At 73.1% G+C, this 13,069-nt stretch carries 14 protein-coding genes and 1 pseudogene; 9 read left to right on the top strand and 6 right to left on the bottom strand.

The window, feature by feature from the left end:
- Positions 1 to 64: 64 nt before the first annotated feature.
- A complete protein-coding gene (locus ACTVZO_RS24460; RefSeq protein ID WP_443300428.1) occupies positions 65 to 1,747 on the top strand; it encodes a lytic transglycosylase domain-containing protein in 1,683 nt (560 codons plus the stop codon).
- Positions 1,748 to 2,440: 693 nt separating this feature from the next.
- On the opposite strand, the gene ACTVZO_RS24465 is transcribed toward ACTVZO_RS24460, so the two are convergent.
- Complete coding sequence (locus ACTVZO_RS24465) at positions 2,441 to 2,644, bottom strand: cold-shock protein (RefSeq protein WP_030012116.1); 204 nt, start codon at positions 2,642 to 2,644, stop codon at positions 2,441 to 2,443.
- A 237-nt stretch (positions 2,645 to 2,881) separates the two neighbouring features.
- On the opposite strand from ACTVZO_RS24465, the gene ACTVZO_RS24470 reads away from it, so the two are divergent.
- Together ACTVZO_RS24470 and ACTVZO_RS24475 are read left to right on the top strand one after the other, a co-directional pair.
- Positions 2,882 to 3,745: a menaquinone biosynthetic enzyme MqnA/MqnD family protein gene (locus ACTVZO_RS24470; RefSeq protein ID WP_384224295.1), complete on the top strand. Its 864-nt coding sequence runs from the start codon at positions 2,882 to 2,884 to the stop codon at positions 3,743 to 3,745.
- A gap of 250 nt (positions 3,746 to 3,995) precedes the next feature.
- A pseudogene (locus ACTVZO_RS24475) lies at positions 3,996 to 4,679 on the top strand (serine/threonine-protein kinase); the annotation flags it as partial.
- Here the strand turns inward: ACTVZO_RS24475 and ACTVZO_RS24480 are convergent.
- Complete coding sequence (locus ACTVZO_RS24480; RefSeq protein WP_443303434.1) at positions 4,613 to 4,933, bottom strand: hypothetical protein; 321 nt, start codon at positions 4,931 to 4,933, stop codon at positions 4,613 to 4,615. The pseudogene ACTVZO_RS24475 and the gene ACTVZO_RS24480 sit on opposite strands and share 67 nt — an antisense overlap.
- A 192-nt stretch (positions 4,934 to 5,125) precedes the next feature.
- Between ACTVZO_RS24480 and ACTVZO_RS24485 the strand changes: the two genes are divergently transcribed.
- From ACTVZO_RS24485 to ACTVZO_RS24495, 3 genes are all read left to right on the top strand, one after another.
- Positions 5,126 to 5,764: a hypothetical protein gene (locus ACTVZO_RS24485; RefSeq protein ID WP_443303435.1), complete on the top strand. Its 639-nt coding sequence runs from the start codon at positions 5,126 to 5,128 to the stop codon at positions 5,762 to 5,764.
- Positions 5,765 to 5,836: 72 nt separating this feature from the next.
- Positions 5,837 to 7,036 carry a cyclic dehypoxanthinyl futalosine synthase gene (gene mqnC, locus ACTVZO_RS24490; RefSeq protein ID WP_443300429.1) on the top strand — a complete coding sequence of 400 codons (1,200 nt, stop codon included), beginning with the start codon at positions 5,837 to 5,839 and terminating at the stop codon, positions 7,034 to 7,036.
- On the top strand, positions 7,036 to 7,680 hold the full coding sequence (locus ACTVZO_RS24495) for an imidazolonepropionase-like domain-containing protein (protein ID WP_443300430.1): 645 nt from the start codon (positions 7,036 to 7,038) through the stop codon (positions 7,678 to 7,680). The genes mqnC and ACTVZO_RS24495 overlap by 1 nt, the downstream gene beginning before the upstream one ends.
- Here ACTVZO_RS24495 and ACTVZO_RS24500 read toward each other — a convergent pair.
- Together ACTVZO_RS24500 and ACTVZO_RS24505 are read right to left on the bottom strand one after the other, a co-directional pair.
- Complete coding sequence (locus tag ACTVZO_RS24500) at positions 7,646 to 7,972, bottom strand: helix-turn-helix domain-containing protein (protein ID WP_443300431.1); 327 nt, start codon at positions 7,970 to 7,972, stop codon at positions 7,646 to 7,648. The genes ACTVZO_RS24495 and ACTVZO_RS24500 overlap by 35 nt on opposite strands.
- Before the next feature lie 49 nt (positions 7,973 to 8,021).
- On the bottom strand, positions 8,022 to 8,930 hold the full coding sequence (locus tag ACTVZO_RS24505; protein ID WP_443300432.1) for a DUF3152 domain-containing protein: 909 nt from the start codon (positions 8,928 to 8,930) through the stop codon (positions 8,022 to 8,024).
- 246 nt (positions 8,931 to 9,176) lie between these two features.
- Here ACTVZO_RS24505 and ACTVZO_RS24510 point away from each other — a divergent pair, with 246 nt between their 5' ends.
- Together ACTVZO_RS24510 and ACTVZO_RS24515 are read left to right on the top strand one after the other, a co-directional pair.
- Positions 9,177 to 9,869 (top strand): demethylmenaquinone methyltransferase, encoded by a 693-nt coding sequence (locus tag ACTVZO_RS24510; protein ID WP_443300433.1) that lies wholly within the window; start codon positions 9,177 to 9,179, stop codon positions 9,867 to 9,869.
- Positions 9,870 to 9,875: 6 nt separating this feature from the next.
- Entirely contained in the window at positions 9,876 to 10,781 is a 906-nt protein-coding gene (locus tag ACTVZO_RS24515; RefSeq protein ID WP_443300434.1) for a glutaminase, read from the top strand.
- Positions 10,782 to 10,806: 25 nt separating this feature from the next.
- Here ACTVZO_RS24515 and ACTVZO_RS24520 read toward each other — a convergent pair whose 3' ends face one another.
- Positions 10,807 to 11,337 (bottom strand): GNAT family N-acetyltransferase, encoded by a 531-nt coding sequence (locus tag ACTVZO_RS24520; RefSeq protein ID WP_443300435.1) that lies wholly within the window; start codon positions 11,335 to 11,337, stop codon positions 10,807 to 10,809.
- Positions 11,338 to 11,435: 98 nt separating this feature from the next.
- Between ACTVZO_RS24520 and ACTVZO_RS24525 the strand changes: the two genes are divergently transcribed.
- Positions 11,436 to 12,719 (top strand): geranylgeranyl reductase family protein, encoded by a 1,284-nt coding sequence (locus ACTVZO_RS24525; RefSeq protein ID WP_443300436.1) that lies wholly within the window; start codon positions 11,436 to 11,438, stop codon positions 12,717 to 12,719.
- Here ACTVZO_RS24525 and ACTVZO_RS24530 read toward each other — a convergent pair.
- The gene (locus ACTVZO_RS24530) at positions 12,685 to 13,002 is read right to left on the bottom strand and encodes a hypothetical protein (RefSeq protein ID WP_443300437.1); all 318 of its coding nucleotides are present in this window, start codon (positions 13,000 to 13,002) and stop codon (positions 12,685 to 12,687) included. The two genes, ACTVZO_RS24525 and ACTVZO_RS24530, sit on opposite strands and share 35 nt — an antisense overlap.
- Between the last annotated feature and the right edge of the window lie 67 nt (positions 13,003 to 13,069).

Here is a 13,069-nt window from a genome sequence, read left to right on the forward strand (position 1 = left end):
AGTGGATATTCACGGCCCCGACCGGCCGTACGCCCATGACGGCTCCTGGGGGGATCGCCGCACTGTGAAGCCGCTTCACCGTCACCTCGTCAACACCTCGCGCAAGGTCCTGTGCACCGCTGCACTCGCGGCCAGTCTGACCACCGCCGCGGTCGTGACCAGCCCGTCGACCGCCGACGCGGGGGAGTCCGAGCCGACTCCCGACAGTCCGCAGGCCACCGACCGCGGTGACGCCCGGCTGGACCTGCCCGACATCGTCGCCAACCCGCAGCCTGCCGCCGGCGGGACCGTGCCCGAGGGGGCCAGCGGCATACCCGCGACCGCCCTCGACGCCTACCGGCGGGCCGAGGTGGCCGTCTCCGCGGCGCTCCCCGGCTGCAACCTGCCCTGGCAGCTGCTCGCCGGCATCGGCCGGGTCGAGTCCGTGCACGCCTCGGGCTACGGGCTCAAGGCCGACGGCTACACCGAGAAGCCGATCCGCGGTCCCCGCCTCGACGGCAACGGCTTCGCGGAGATCCGCGACACCGACAAGGGCGAGTGGGACGCGGACGGCGAGTACGACCGGGCCGTCGGCCCGATGCAGTTCATCCCGTCCACCTGGGCCACCTGGGGCGCGGACGGCAACGGCGACGCCAAGCGCGACCCGAACAACATCTACGACGCGGCGCTGGGCGCGGGCCTCTACCTGTGCGCGGGCGACCGCGACCTCTCGGTGGCGGCCAAGCTCGACTCGGCGGTCCTCAGCTACAACAACTCCCGCGAGTACGTGAACACCGTGCTCGGCTTCATGCGGGAGTACCAGAACGGCGGCGTGGGCGAGGTCCCGAACCCGCCGGCCGGGGACTTCCCGATCGAGACGCCGGGCAGCACCCTGCCGACGCCGAACCCGCCGGCCAAGACCACCCCGACGCCGACGCCGACCCCCACGCCCACGCCCACGCCGACTCCGACCCCCACCCCGACGCCGACTCCGGAGAAGCCGAAGCCGTCGGCCCCGCACCTGACCGGGCTGTCGGTCGTCGGCAGTGCCGGTCTCACGGCCGAGGCGGGTGCGGCGTTCGCCGAAGCCCCGCGGGTCAAGGTGGTCCTCAGCGACGGCAAGCCCGCCGCCGGACAGCAGGTCGTCTTCGCGGTCGAGGCCGACACCACCGGGGGCACCGCGTTCCCGAAGGCCCCGACCGACTCGCTGGTGGTCGTGGCCGACGCCGAGGGCATCGCGGCCGCGCCCGGTCTCACGGCGGGCCCCCAGGGCGGCACGTTCACCCTGCGGGTGTCGGCCACCGACACCACGGGCCGGCTCCAGACCGCCTTCACCGGCACGGTCACGGCGAAGCCGAAGCCGGTCGCCGACCTGCTGGCCCGCCCGGAGGGCTCGAAGCCGCTGGAGGCCGTCGCCGGTACCGGCATCAAGGACATCACCGTCCTGGCCACGGCCGCGGGCAAGGCGGTGGAGGGAACCGAGGTCTTCGCCGAGCTGGTGGTGAAGGACGCGGACGGTGCGTGGGTGCCGGTGGACCCGGCGACCGGGCAGGGCCCGTACTTCAAGGACGAGACCGGGAAGAAGATCTTCAGGCTCCCGCTGCTGAAGTCGGGCGCCGACGGCAAGATCGTCCTGCCGGAGCTCTTCACGGACGCGGAGCTCGCCCCGGGCACGTACACCCTCCGCCTCACCACCCCCCAGAAGGTCACCCTCCTCCTGGACCTCAAGATCACCGCCCCGACCCCGGCCCCGGCCCCGAAGCCGTAGCCCCCGGGCCCCCGCGCCTCAATCGCCGGCGGGGCTGGTGGGGTGCCGGGGTTCGGGAGGCGAGGGGTGCGGGGCCCCTCCGGGGTGTCTCCTCGGCTCGCGCACGAAGCCGTGGCTGCGAAGGTCGCAGCCACGGTTGCGCGCTCGTCCTGCGGGGACACCCCTGCACGGCCCCACCCCCCTCGCCTCCCGAACCCCGGCGGCGGGGCAGTCGACAGCGGGGCCCCATACCCCTCGCGTCCTGCGCGGGCATGCGGCCGTCGGCTTGCGGAGCCTGGGGTGGGGTGGGGGCGCGCAGGAGGGTCCCCGCAGGACGAGCGCGCAACCCTGGTCCGGCGCTTCGCAGCCGGGGCTTGGTGCGCGAGCCGAGGAGACCCTCCGGAGGGACCCCGCCCCACGCCCCGACAGGGCGAGCGGTAACCCGAGTCTCCGCTGGCGCAGCCCCGGCCCGGGAGGCGCGAGCCGAGGGGACCCTCCGGGGGCCCCGCCCCGACAGGGCGCACCCACGACAAGGCCCCCGCCCCCGGTCGCGGACCGGGTGGGGCCCGCGCCGTGCACACGGCGCGGGCCCCACACAACCGCCACCCACCCCGGGAGGGAAAAGGCAGGAGCCCCGCCGTTCTGCCTGCGCAGAAGGGGACGGGGCTCCTTGGGTACTGCTTTTCCAACCGCGATTAAGGTTGGCCCAGGCGATTAGGCCGGGGTGACGTTCTCCGCCTGCGGGCCCTTCGGACCCTGCGTGACGTCGAAGTTCACCGTCTGGTTCTCCTCGAGGGAGCGGAAGCCAGAGGCGTTGATCGCGGAGTAGTGGACGAAGACATCCGGGCCGCCGCCGTCCTGGGCGATGAAGCCGAAGCCCTTTTCAGCGTTGAACCACTTCACGGTTCCGGTAGCCATGAGCCCTCCTATGGGCCAAAGGGTCGCCCTGCTCCAGAACCTGCTAAGAAGTCTGAAAACTACAAAAGCCTGCGGGTCACATTCTCCGCAGGCCTCGTACTGCAAGGGAAACCAAACTGCAACTTGCGTCGAGCCTAGCACGCACCCCGCGGCGGAGACCAGAGGGAAAGATCACGTCACCCGGACGTTTGAGACCCGCGGCGAGGCTGACGTGACACCGGGGGCTAGTCTCGCGATGTGGACGTCTACCGCAGCCGGCCCCGCGTCGGCCACATCCAGTTCCTGAACTGCCTGCCCCTTTACTGGGGCCTGGCCAGAACCGGCACGCTGCTGGACCTGGAGCTGACCAAGGACACCCCCGAAAAGCTCAGCGAGCGCCTCGTGGCGGGTGAGCTCGACATCGCCCCGATCACCCTCGTGGAGTTCCTCCGCAACGCCGACCAGCTCGTCGCCTTCCCCGACCTCGCGGTCGGCTGCGACGGCCCCGTCATGTCCTGCGTGATCGTTTCGCAGGTCCCGCTGGAGCGGCTCGACGGAGCCCGCGTCGCCCTCGGCTCGACCTCCCGTACGTCCGTACGCCTCGCCCAGCTGCTGCTTTCCGAGCAGTACGGGGTCCGGCCCGACTACTACACCTGCCCGCCCGACCTGGGGGTGATGATGCAGGAGGCCGACGCGGCCGTGCTGATCGGCGACGCCGCGCTGCGCGCCTCCCTCCACGACGCCCCCCGGCTCGGCCTCACCGTGTACGACCTGGGGCAGATGTGGAAGGAGTGGACCGGGCTGCCGTTCGTCTTCGCCGTCTGGGCCGCCCGCAAGGACTACCTCGCCCGCGAGCCCGTCGTCGTGCGGAAGGTCCACGAGGCCTTCCTCGCCTCCCGCGACGTCTCCCTGGAGGAGGTCGCCAAGGTCGCCGAGCAGGCGGCCCGCTGGGAGGCCTTCGACGCGGAGCTGCTGGAGCGGTACTTCACCACGCTCGACTTCCGCTTCGGCCCGGAACAGATCGCCGGGGTAAGGGAATTCGCCCGGCGTACGGGACCGACGACGGGCTATCCCGCGGAAGTGACCATGGAGCTCCTGACGGCGGCCGTCGCCGAACACTGATCGGGTTTGAGGTCCGGGAACGACGGATATGCCGTTTCCGGTGAATTCGGTTCCCCTTTCCATTCCCGTCACCCGCCGGGAATGGAAAGCCGACCCGCCCCGGGCCCGCACCCCCTAATGTGCTGCCTGGCCGGGCGACACGAGGGCCCCGGCGCACGGGGGATGGGGGGACACGATGCAGCCGCTGGAAGCCGGTGAGCCGCGGACCATCGGCGCGTACCGGCTGCTGGGCCGGCTCGGCGCGGGTGGAATGGGCCGGGTCTACCTGGGACGCAGCGCGGGCGGCCGGACCGTGGCCGTCAAGATCGTGCACCCGCACTTCGCCGCCGACGAGGAGTTCCGGGCCCGGTTCCGCCGCGAGGTCGAGGCCGCCCGGCGGGTGGGCGGCGAGTGGACCGCGCCGGTGCTCGACGCCGATCCCGACGCCCCGGTGCCGTGGGTGGCCACCGGCTACGTGGCCGGCCCCTCCCTGGACCGGGCGCTGGCCGCGCACGGCCCCCTGCCCGAGACCTCCGTACGGGCGGTCGGCGCCGGGCTGGCCCGCGCCCTGGTGGCCGTGCACGGGCTGGGCCTCGTACACCGGGACGTGAAGCCGTCCAACGTGATGCTGACCCTCGACGGGCCGCGGCTGATCGACTTCGGGATCGCCCGGGCCGCCTGGGGGTCCCCCCGGACGGAGTCTGGGGGAGGCGCGGCCTCGCTGACGTCCACCGGGGTGTCCGTCGGCTCGCCGGGCTACATGTCGCCCGAGCAGATCCTCGGCAAGGGCGTCACCGGCGCCTCCGACGTGTTCTCCCTGGGCGCGGTGCTTGTCTTCGCGGCGACCGGCCGGCCGCCCTTCACCGGGGACAACCCGGCGACCCTCCTCTACAAGGTCGTGCACGAGCCGCCCGAGCTCGGCGCGGTCCCGGCCGGCCGGCTGCGCGAGCTGATCGAGGCCTGCCTGGCCAAGACGGCCGCCGACCGGCCCACGCCGCAGGCGGTCGCGGAGGCCCTGGACGGGGCCCTGCTCACCCCGGGCTGGCTGCCCGCACCGCTGGTCGAGGAGGCCAGCCGGGCCGCCGTCGCCCTGCTCGACCTGGACGCGGAACCCTCCGGGGCCGGCGCGGTGGTCCCGGACGGCCCGTCGGGGCCGGTCCCCTTCACCGCCGGCTCCTTCGGGGCCCCGGCCGGGGTCGGCTTCGGCACGCCCGACCCCTCGTACGGCGGCCAGGGCCAGGCGGGCCCGTACGGCTCGTCCGGCGCGGCCGGCGGCGTGTACGGCAGCCCGACCGAGACGGCGGGCGGCGGCTCCGGGTCCTCGGCGCCGGGCGCCGCGGCCCCCCGGCCGCGGGCCCGTACGGCCCCTACGGATCGCCGGCCGACGCGGGCGGCGGCGCCGTGCCCGGGCCCCGGACCGCCCCCGACGGCCGGCAGGTCACCCTCCGCGCGGCCGGACGCCGCTTCAGCTGCACGCTCGTGCTGGCCACGGCGGCCGTGCTGGCCGGCCTGTCCGGCGGGCTGTACGGGATGGGCCTGCTGCCCGGCCAGGGGGAGAAGAGCCGGGACACGGCGGCGGGCGACGGCCCGCGGACCTCGGCGCCGGCCTCGCCCCGGGCCACACCCCCGGCCGCGGAGGCCAGCCCGTCCACCGGGACGCAGGCCCCCGAGGGGACCCGCCAGGACGTGCCCGGGGAACTCGTCGGCACCTGGAAGGGCACCGTCACCACCGCCCGCATGGGCGTCGCCGCCGAGTTCGAGATCACCATCAAGGCCGGCCGGGTCGGCGAGGTCGTCGGCCGCGACAAGTCGGTCCTGGCCATCCTCGGCACCGACTGCAGCGGCGACTGGAAGCTCGCCTCCGCCACCGACCGCTCGCTCGTCCTGGACACCTCCGGCGGCCCCAACCCGGCTCCGGGGATCTGCTCCAACGGCTCCGCCGACGAGAGGTTCACCCTCAACGACAACGGCACCCTGCACTACAAGTCGGGCGACGTCCCGGCCGGAAACCCGGAGGGAGACCTCACCCGAAGCCCGTGACGGGGCGCCGCGGGCCCTGGCGTAGGCTGGATCGGTCCGGACCTTGACACACCGCCGAAAGGTGACGCACCGGTGACCGACCAGGCCGCTCTCCAGTCTGTCCTCGACCGCGCCGCCGCAGGGGGCCGGATCACCAGGGAAGAGGCGCTCGACCTCTACCGGTACGCGCCGCTGCACGCGCTCGGCCAGGCCGCCGACGCGGTGCGCCGCCGCCGCTACGAGGGCACCGAGCACATCGCCACGTACATCATCGAGCGGAACATCAACTACACGAACGTGTGCGTCACGGCGTGCAAGTTCTGCGCCTTCTACGCGGCCCCCAAGGACGCGAAGAAGGGCTGGTCCCGCGACCTCGACGACATCCTGCGCCGCTGCGCGGAGACCGTGGAGCTCGGCGGCACGCAGATCATGTTCCAGGGCGGGCACCACCCGGACTACGGCGTGGAGTACTACGAGGAGCACTTCTCCGCGATCAAGAAGGCGTTCCCGCAGCTGGTCATCCACTCCCTCGGCGCGTCCGAGGTCGAGCACATGGCCCGCATCTCCGGCGTCTCGGCCGAGGAGGCCATCCGCCGCATCCACGCGGCCGGCCTCGACTCCTTCGCGGGCGCCGGCGCCGAACTGCTGCCGGAGCGCCCGCGCAAGGCGATCGCCCCGCTCAAGGAGTCCGGCGAGCGCTGGCTGGAGATCATGGAGATCGCCCACGGGCTGGGCGTGGAGTCCACCTCGACCATGCTGATGGGCACCGGCGAGACCAACGCCGAGCGCATCGAGCACATCGCCATGATCCGGGACACGCAGGACCGTACGGGCGGCTTCCGCGCCTTCATCCCGTACACCTACCAGCCCGAGAACAACCACCTCAAGGGCCGCACCCAGGCGACGATCTTCGAGTACCTGCGCATGATCGCGATCGCCCGTCTGTTCCTCGACAACATCGCCCACATCCAGGGCTCCTGGCTCACCGTCGGCAAGGAGGCGGGCCAGCTCTCGCTGCACTACGGCGCGGACGACCTCGGCTCGATCATGCTCGAGGAGAACGTGGTCTCCTCGGCCGGTGCCAAGCACCGCTCCAACCGCCAGGAGATCATCGACCTGATCCGCAAGGCGGGCCGCACCCCGGCGCAGCGCGCGACGACGTACGAGCACCTCCTCGTGCACGACGACCCGGCGAACGACCCGGCCGACGACCGCGTCGTCTCGCACATCTCCTCCACCGCCATCGAGGGCGGCACCGCCCACCCCGAGCTGAAGCTCATCTCCACGAACTGATGCTGACGCTCCACACCGCCGAACTCCTCGTCCCCGCCAAGGGATCCGCGCCGCTGTCCGGCGGCGCGGTCCTGGTCGAGGGCGACCGGATCGCGAGCGTGGGACCGTACGGGGACCTCGCCGCGGCCTACCCGCACGCACGGGCCCGGCGCTGGCCCGGGGTGCTCACCCCGGGGCTGCTGGTGCGCGGGGCGGACACGCTCCTGGAGCGGACGTACTACCCGGACGACCCGTACGAGACCGCCGAGCTCGGCTCCGAGCCGATCGGCGGGCGGGACGCGCTCGAGGCGCTGAAGCTGACCGAGGCGCGGTGGGGCAACAGCGCCCGGCGCGGCACCCAGAAGCTGCTGGCGCGCGGGGTGGTGGCGGTCGCCGGCCGCTTCGCGATCCCCGCGGTGCGCACGGCGGTGGCCCGCTCGGGGCTCACGATCCTGCCGCCCGTCCCCTGTGAAGGTGCGCCCTCCCTCGACCCGTTCGCGGGCCGGGACACGGCCGAGGAGGCCTTCCACGGGGTCCTGGAGCCGGGCGCCCCGGCCCGCTTCGCGGTCTTCGCGGTCGCCGGACCGCAGGAGCTGCCGGAGCGGGGCGCGACCACCTGCGTGGCCACGGTCATCGGGGGCCGGCTGCTGCACCGCCGTCGCTGAGCCGCGGGTCCTCCCGGGCGAGCGCGGCGAGCAGGCAGGCCTGGAGGCGGCTGATCCCGCCCAGCTTCGTCCGTATGTTGCCCACGTGGAACTTGACGGTGCTGACGGACAGTTGCAGTTCGGCGGCGAGCTCCGCGTTGGAGGCTCCGGTGGCCAGGCACAGGAACACCGCGGACTCCTGGTCGGTCAGCTGGGCGGGCAACGGCGCCTGCCCGGAGGAGGTCGCGGAGGAGGCCGCGGGGGAGTCGTACGCGGGAAACCACGCGGGGACGCTGAAGCTGACGACGCGCACGGTTTCCACTCCTCGCCCCCGGCCGGCCCGTCCGGGGCCGGCTCTCGCCCTATAGGACGGGTGGACCGGACAGGTAGGTTCCGTTCGCGTCGTACGGCCAGGCATTGGACTTGCAGCCGTTGAGTCCCTTGATCTGCTGCATCATCGCGGGAGCGGGCTGGCCGGGGCCGGGGCAGCCCTCGTGCGAGTAGCCGAGCTCGTGCCCGACCTCGTGGTTGACGATCAGCGCCCGGTACTCCTCCGCCGAGCCGCTGAACTGCGGTGATCCCTCCTGCCAGCGTTTGAGGTTCACCACGACGGTGTGCCCGGCACGGCAGTTGGTCTCGCCGATCAGCTCGGGGGTGACCACCTCGCACAGCAGGTCGGTGGTCTTGGGCGTCGCGATCTTGACGGTGAAGTCCACCGGCTGGCCGGGGCCGGCGAGCTGGAAGGCGTGGGCCGGGTTCTTGATCCAGCCGCGCGGGTCCCCGAGGATCGCCTCGACGGAGCGGGCGGCCGCGTCCGGGTCGACCCCGCTGCCCTCCTCGACCTCCAGCCGCCAGCGGCGCACGTTCCCCTTGCCCTGGGCCGAACCGGCGGCCGCGGAGGCCTTGAACGTGCCCGAGCCGGAGGCCGGGACGGTGGGCGACGGGTCGGCCTTGGCGGGCGAGGGCGAGGCGGAGGGCCGGGCCGCCGTGCTCGCGGAGGGCGAGGGGGCGGGGTCGCGTCTGCCGCCCTGCGCGGCCGCGTCCGACCCCTCGGCGCTCTCGCCGTCCTGCTGGCCGGACCGGGCCGCGGCGGGCCGTCCGTCGGCCGTACTGCCGTCCCCGTCCGGCACCACCGCGTACGCGGTCGCCGTGACCACGACGAGGGCGGCCGAGCCGAGGATGATCGTACGCCGCAGCCGCTTGCGCCGCTCCACCCGGCGCCTGGCGCGCGGGCTGAGACGGGAGCGACCGGTGGAATGGCCTGCCGGCATCGTGAAGCCCTTTGCTCGTGGCGGCCGCCACGGATCCGGCCGCTGGTCAAGGCCCATGATCCATTGGGTGACCGTCACCGGGCCGCACCGGCCCCCAGTCAACGCCTCCCGGGCCCGGGGCGGAACTGTCCTTCGGGCCAGTTGTCCGGTTCACCCTGCCCGGGCCCCGTCCTTCCGCCGCGTCCCGGCCTGAGAGGATGGGACGGTACCCGCCGATCCGCAGCGCACACCGAGGGGCGAACACCAGTGACAAGGGCTTCCCTGGACAAGCAGCCGCACGAAGTCGCCTCGATGTTCGACGGCGTGGCGGCGAACTACGACCTCACGAACGACGTGCTCTCCCTCGGCCAGGCGCGGCTGTGGCGCAAGGAGGTCGCCAAGGCCGTCGGCGCCCGCCCCGGGCACCTCGTCCTCGACCTGGCCGCCGGCACCGCGACCTCCTCGCTGCCCTTCGCCGCGACCGGCGCCTACGTCGTGCCCTGCGACTTCTCGCTGGGCATGCTCCGCGAGGGCAAGAAGAAGCACCCCTGGCTGCCCCTGACGGCGGGCGACGCGACGCGGCTCCCCTTCAGGGACGACGCCTTCGACACCGTGACGATCAGCTTCGGCCTGCGCAACGTCCAGAACACCGACGGGGCGCTGCGCGAGCTGTACCGGGTGACCAAGCCGGGCGGCCAGGTCGTCATCTGCGAGTTCTCGCAGCCCACCTGGGCCCCCTTCCGCACCGTCTACACCGAGTACCTGATGCGGGCCCTGCCCCCGGTGGCCCGGGCCGTCTCCTCGAACCCCGACGCGTACGTGTACCTCGCCGAGTCCATCCGCGACTGGCCGGACCAGCCCGCGCTGGCCGCCCTGCTGCAGAAGGCCGGCTGGTCCGAGGTCGCCTGGCGCAACCTGAGCGGCGGCATCGTGGCGCTGCACCGGGGCTTCAAGGCGTAGGAAGCAGTGGACTACCAGGCACTGCTGGAGCGGATCGAGGCCGACGTCGCCCCGCTGGTGGGCAGCGGCACCCCCGCCGAGTACATCCCGGCGCTCGCGGCCGTGGACCCGGCCCAGTTCGGCATGGCCGTCGCCGACCTCGAGGGCAACGTCTTCGGGGACTGGCAGGTCCCCTTCTCCGCGCAGTCCATCACCAAGGTGTTCGCGCTGGCACTGGCCCTGGCGGAGGGCGGCGACGGGCTGTGGGAGCGGGTCGGGCGGGAGCCGTCCGGCAATCCGTTCAACTCGCTGGTGCAGCTGGAGTACGAGAACGGCATTCCGCGCAATCCGTTCATCAACGCGGGCGCTCTGGTGGTCACCGACCGGCTGCAGACCCTGACGGGCGACGCGAGCAGCGACCTGCTGGAGTTCCTGCGGGCCGAGAGCGGGAACCCGTCGCTGGCCTTCGACGCGGAGGTGGCCGCCTCCGAGCACGAGCACGGCGACCGGAACGCGGCCGTGGCCCACTTCATGGCCTCGTACGGCAACATCGACAACCCCGTACCGGCCCTGCTGGACCACTACTTCTGGCAGTGCTCGATCGAGATGAGCTGCGCGGACCTGGCCCGTGCCGGGCTCTTCCTGGCCCGGCACGGGCTGCGCGCGGACGGTTCGCGGCTCCTCACGCGCAGCGAGGCCAAGCAGATCAACGCGGTGATGCTGACCTGCGGGACGTACGACGCGGCGGGTGAGTTCGCGTACCGCGTCGGGCTGCCGGGCAAGAGCGGGGTCGGGGGCGGGATCGTGGCCGTCGTGCCGGGCCAGTGCGTCCTGGCCGCCTGGAGCCCCGGACTGGACCCGCACGGCAACTCGGTGGCGGCCGTGGCCGCCCTGGACCGCTTCACGACGCTGACGGGCCTGTCCGTCTTCTGACGCGCTCCGACCGGGTTCTCGGGGATCAGGACTCGGCGAGGACCAGTTCGTAGCGGCGGCCCCGGCGGGAGCCGCCCGGCAGCGGGAAGCGTTCCGCCAGGGTCATGCCCAGCCGCTCCGCCACCGCGATGGACCGGGTGTTCGTGTCGTCGACCATCGCCACCACCCGCGGCACTCCCGCCTCCCGCACCCGCTCCAGGGTGGCCAGCGCGGCGGCGTACGCGTAGCCCCGCCCCCACGCGGAGCGTCCCAGCCGCCAGCCGATCTCGATCTCCCCGACCGGGCCCCACGCCTTCTCCCGCGGCCACGGCTGCGCCCCCGTGAAGCCGAGCACCGCGCCCTCCTCGTCCAGCAGCGTCCACAGGCAGTAGCCGAGCTGCGCGTCGTGCATGCGCTGGCGCGCGGTGATCTCCACGTACGAGGAGAGCTCCGCCGGTCCGCCGAGGAACTCCATGACGTCCGGGTCGTCGAACACCCCGTGCCAGGCGTGCGCGTCCTCATGGGTGGGCACGCGCAGCGTTACGGCGGGGAGCGGCCGGGTCGGCGAGGTGGTCACAGGAGGCAGCCCTTCGGTTCGCGATCTCTCTCGCTGCATAGACTGCACATGTCCGGTGCCGTTGGGCACCCTTTATCGAGCCTTCGGGAGACCCCGCAGTGACCGAGCCCCTCTCCGAACACTCCGCGGACGTGATCGTCGTCGGGGCCGGGCCCGCCGGCTCCACCACCGCGTACTACCTCGCCAAGGCCGGACTGGACGTCCTGCTGCTGGAGAAGACCGCGTTCCCGCGCGAGAAGGTCTGCGGCGACGGTCTGACCCCGCGCGCCACCAAGCAGCTGGTCGCGATGGGCATCGACATCTCCGAAGAGGCCGGCTGGCTCCGCAACAAGGGCCTGCGCATCATCGGCGGCGGGCAGCGGCTCCAGCTGGACTGGCCGGAACTCGCCTCCTACCCGGACTACGGACTCGTCCGCAAGCGCGACGACTTCGACGAGACCCTGGCCCGCCAGGCGCAGAAGGCCGGCGCCCGCCTCTACGAGCGCTGCAACGTCGGCGACCCCGTCCGCGACCCCCGCACCGGCCACATCACCGGCGTTCAGGCCAAGCTGGGCGAGGAGAAGACCCCGGTCACCTTCCACGCCCCGCTGGTCGTCGCCGCCGACGGCAACTCCTCGCGGCTGTCCCTCGCCATGGGGCTGCACCGGCGCGAGGACCGGCCCATGGGCGTGGCCGTGCGCACGTACTTCACCTCGCCCCGGCACGACGACGACTACCTGGAGTCCTGGCTGGAACTGTGGGACCGGCGCGGCGCGCAGGACCGGCTGCTGCCCGGCTACGGCTGGATCTTCGGCATGGGCGACGGCACGTCCAACGTCGGCCTCGGCATCCTCAACTCCTCCTCCGCCTTCAAGGAGCTGGACTGGCGCGAGGTCCTCAAGGCCTGGTGCGCGTCCATGCCGGAGGACTGGGGCTACACCCCGGAGAACATGACCCAGCCGATCCGCGGCGCGGCCCTGCCGATGGCGTTCAACCGGCAGCCGCACTACACCAAGGGCCTGCTGCTGGTCGGTGACGCGGGCGGTCTGGTCAACCCGTTCAACGGGGAGGGCATCGCCTACGCCATGGAGTCGGGCCAGATCGCGGCCGACGTCATCGTGCAGGCTCACGCCCGGGCCACCCCGGCCCAGCGCGAACTGGCGCTGCACAGCTACCCGAAGGTGCTGAAGGAGACGTACGGCGGCTACTACACGCTGGGCCGCGCCTTCGTGAAGCTGATCGGCAACCCGAAGGTCATGAAGGTGGCCACGCAGCGCGGCCTGACGCACCCGGTGCTGATGAAGTTCACGCTGAAGATGCTGGCCAACCTCACCGACCCGACGGGCGGCGACGCGATGGACCGCATCATCAACGGCCTCTCGAAGGTGGCCCCGAAGGCCTGAGGCGGCTGTCGGACGGGCCGGGCGGGCCGGGCGGGGGTTCTCCGTCCCGGTCCGCTTCGGCGTGCACGGTGCGCACGCACCGGGCCAGCAGGAGCAGCCCGCACACCAGCATCGCGCCCGAGGCGGTCCAGCCGAGCGCGAGGGTGAGCGGGTGCCCGGGCTTGTCCCAGGGGCGCGCGGTGGTCAGGAGCCAGCCGCCGACGGCGAGGAGGCCGAGCCCGAGCGCGGCCCGGGCGGCGGTGGGGTCGCCGGGGCCCTGCTTCCCGTTCGGCTTCAGGTTCACGCCGCCATCTTCGCAGGGCCCGGATCGCGGGCAGGACGAAGGGCCGGTACTCCACCCCCGAGCGGGG

The organism is Streptomyces sp. IBSNAI002, assembly GCF_052244475.1.
Lineage (GTDB): Bacteria > Actinomycetota > Actinomycetes > Streptomycetales > Streptomycetaceae > Streptomyces.

Excerpts from the sequence above, each read along its gene's own strand:
- ACTVZO_RS24495 (WP_443300430.1), top strand. The coding sequence starts at position 7,036 with ATGCTGACGCTCCACACCGCCGAACTCCTCGTCCCCGCCAAGGGATCC.
- ACTVZO_RS24465 (WP_030012116.1), bottom strand. The coding sequence starts at position 2,644 with ATGGCTACCGGAACCGTGAAGTGGTTCAACGCTGAAAAGGGCTTCGGC.
- ACTVZO_RS24505 (WP_443300432.1), bottom strand. The coding sequence starts at position 8,930 with ATGCCGGCAGGCCATTCCACCGGTCGCTCCCGTCTCAGCCCGCGCGCC.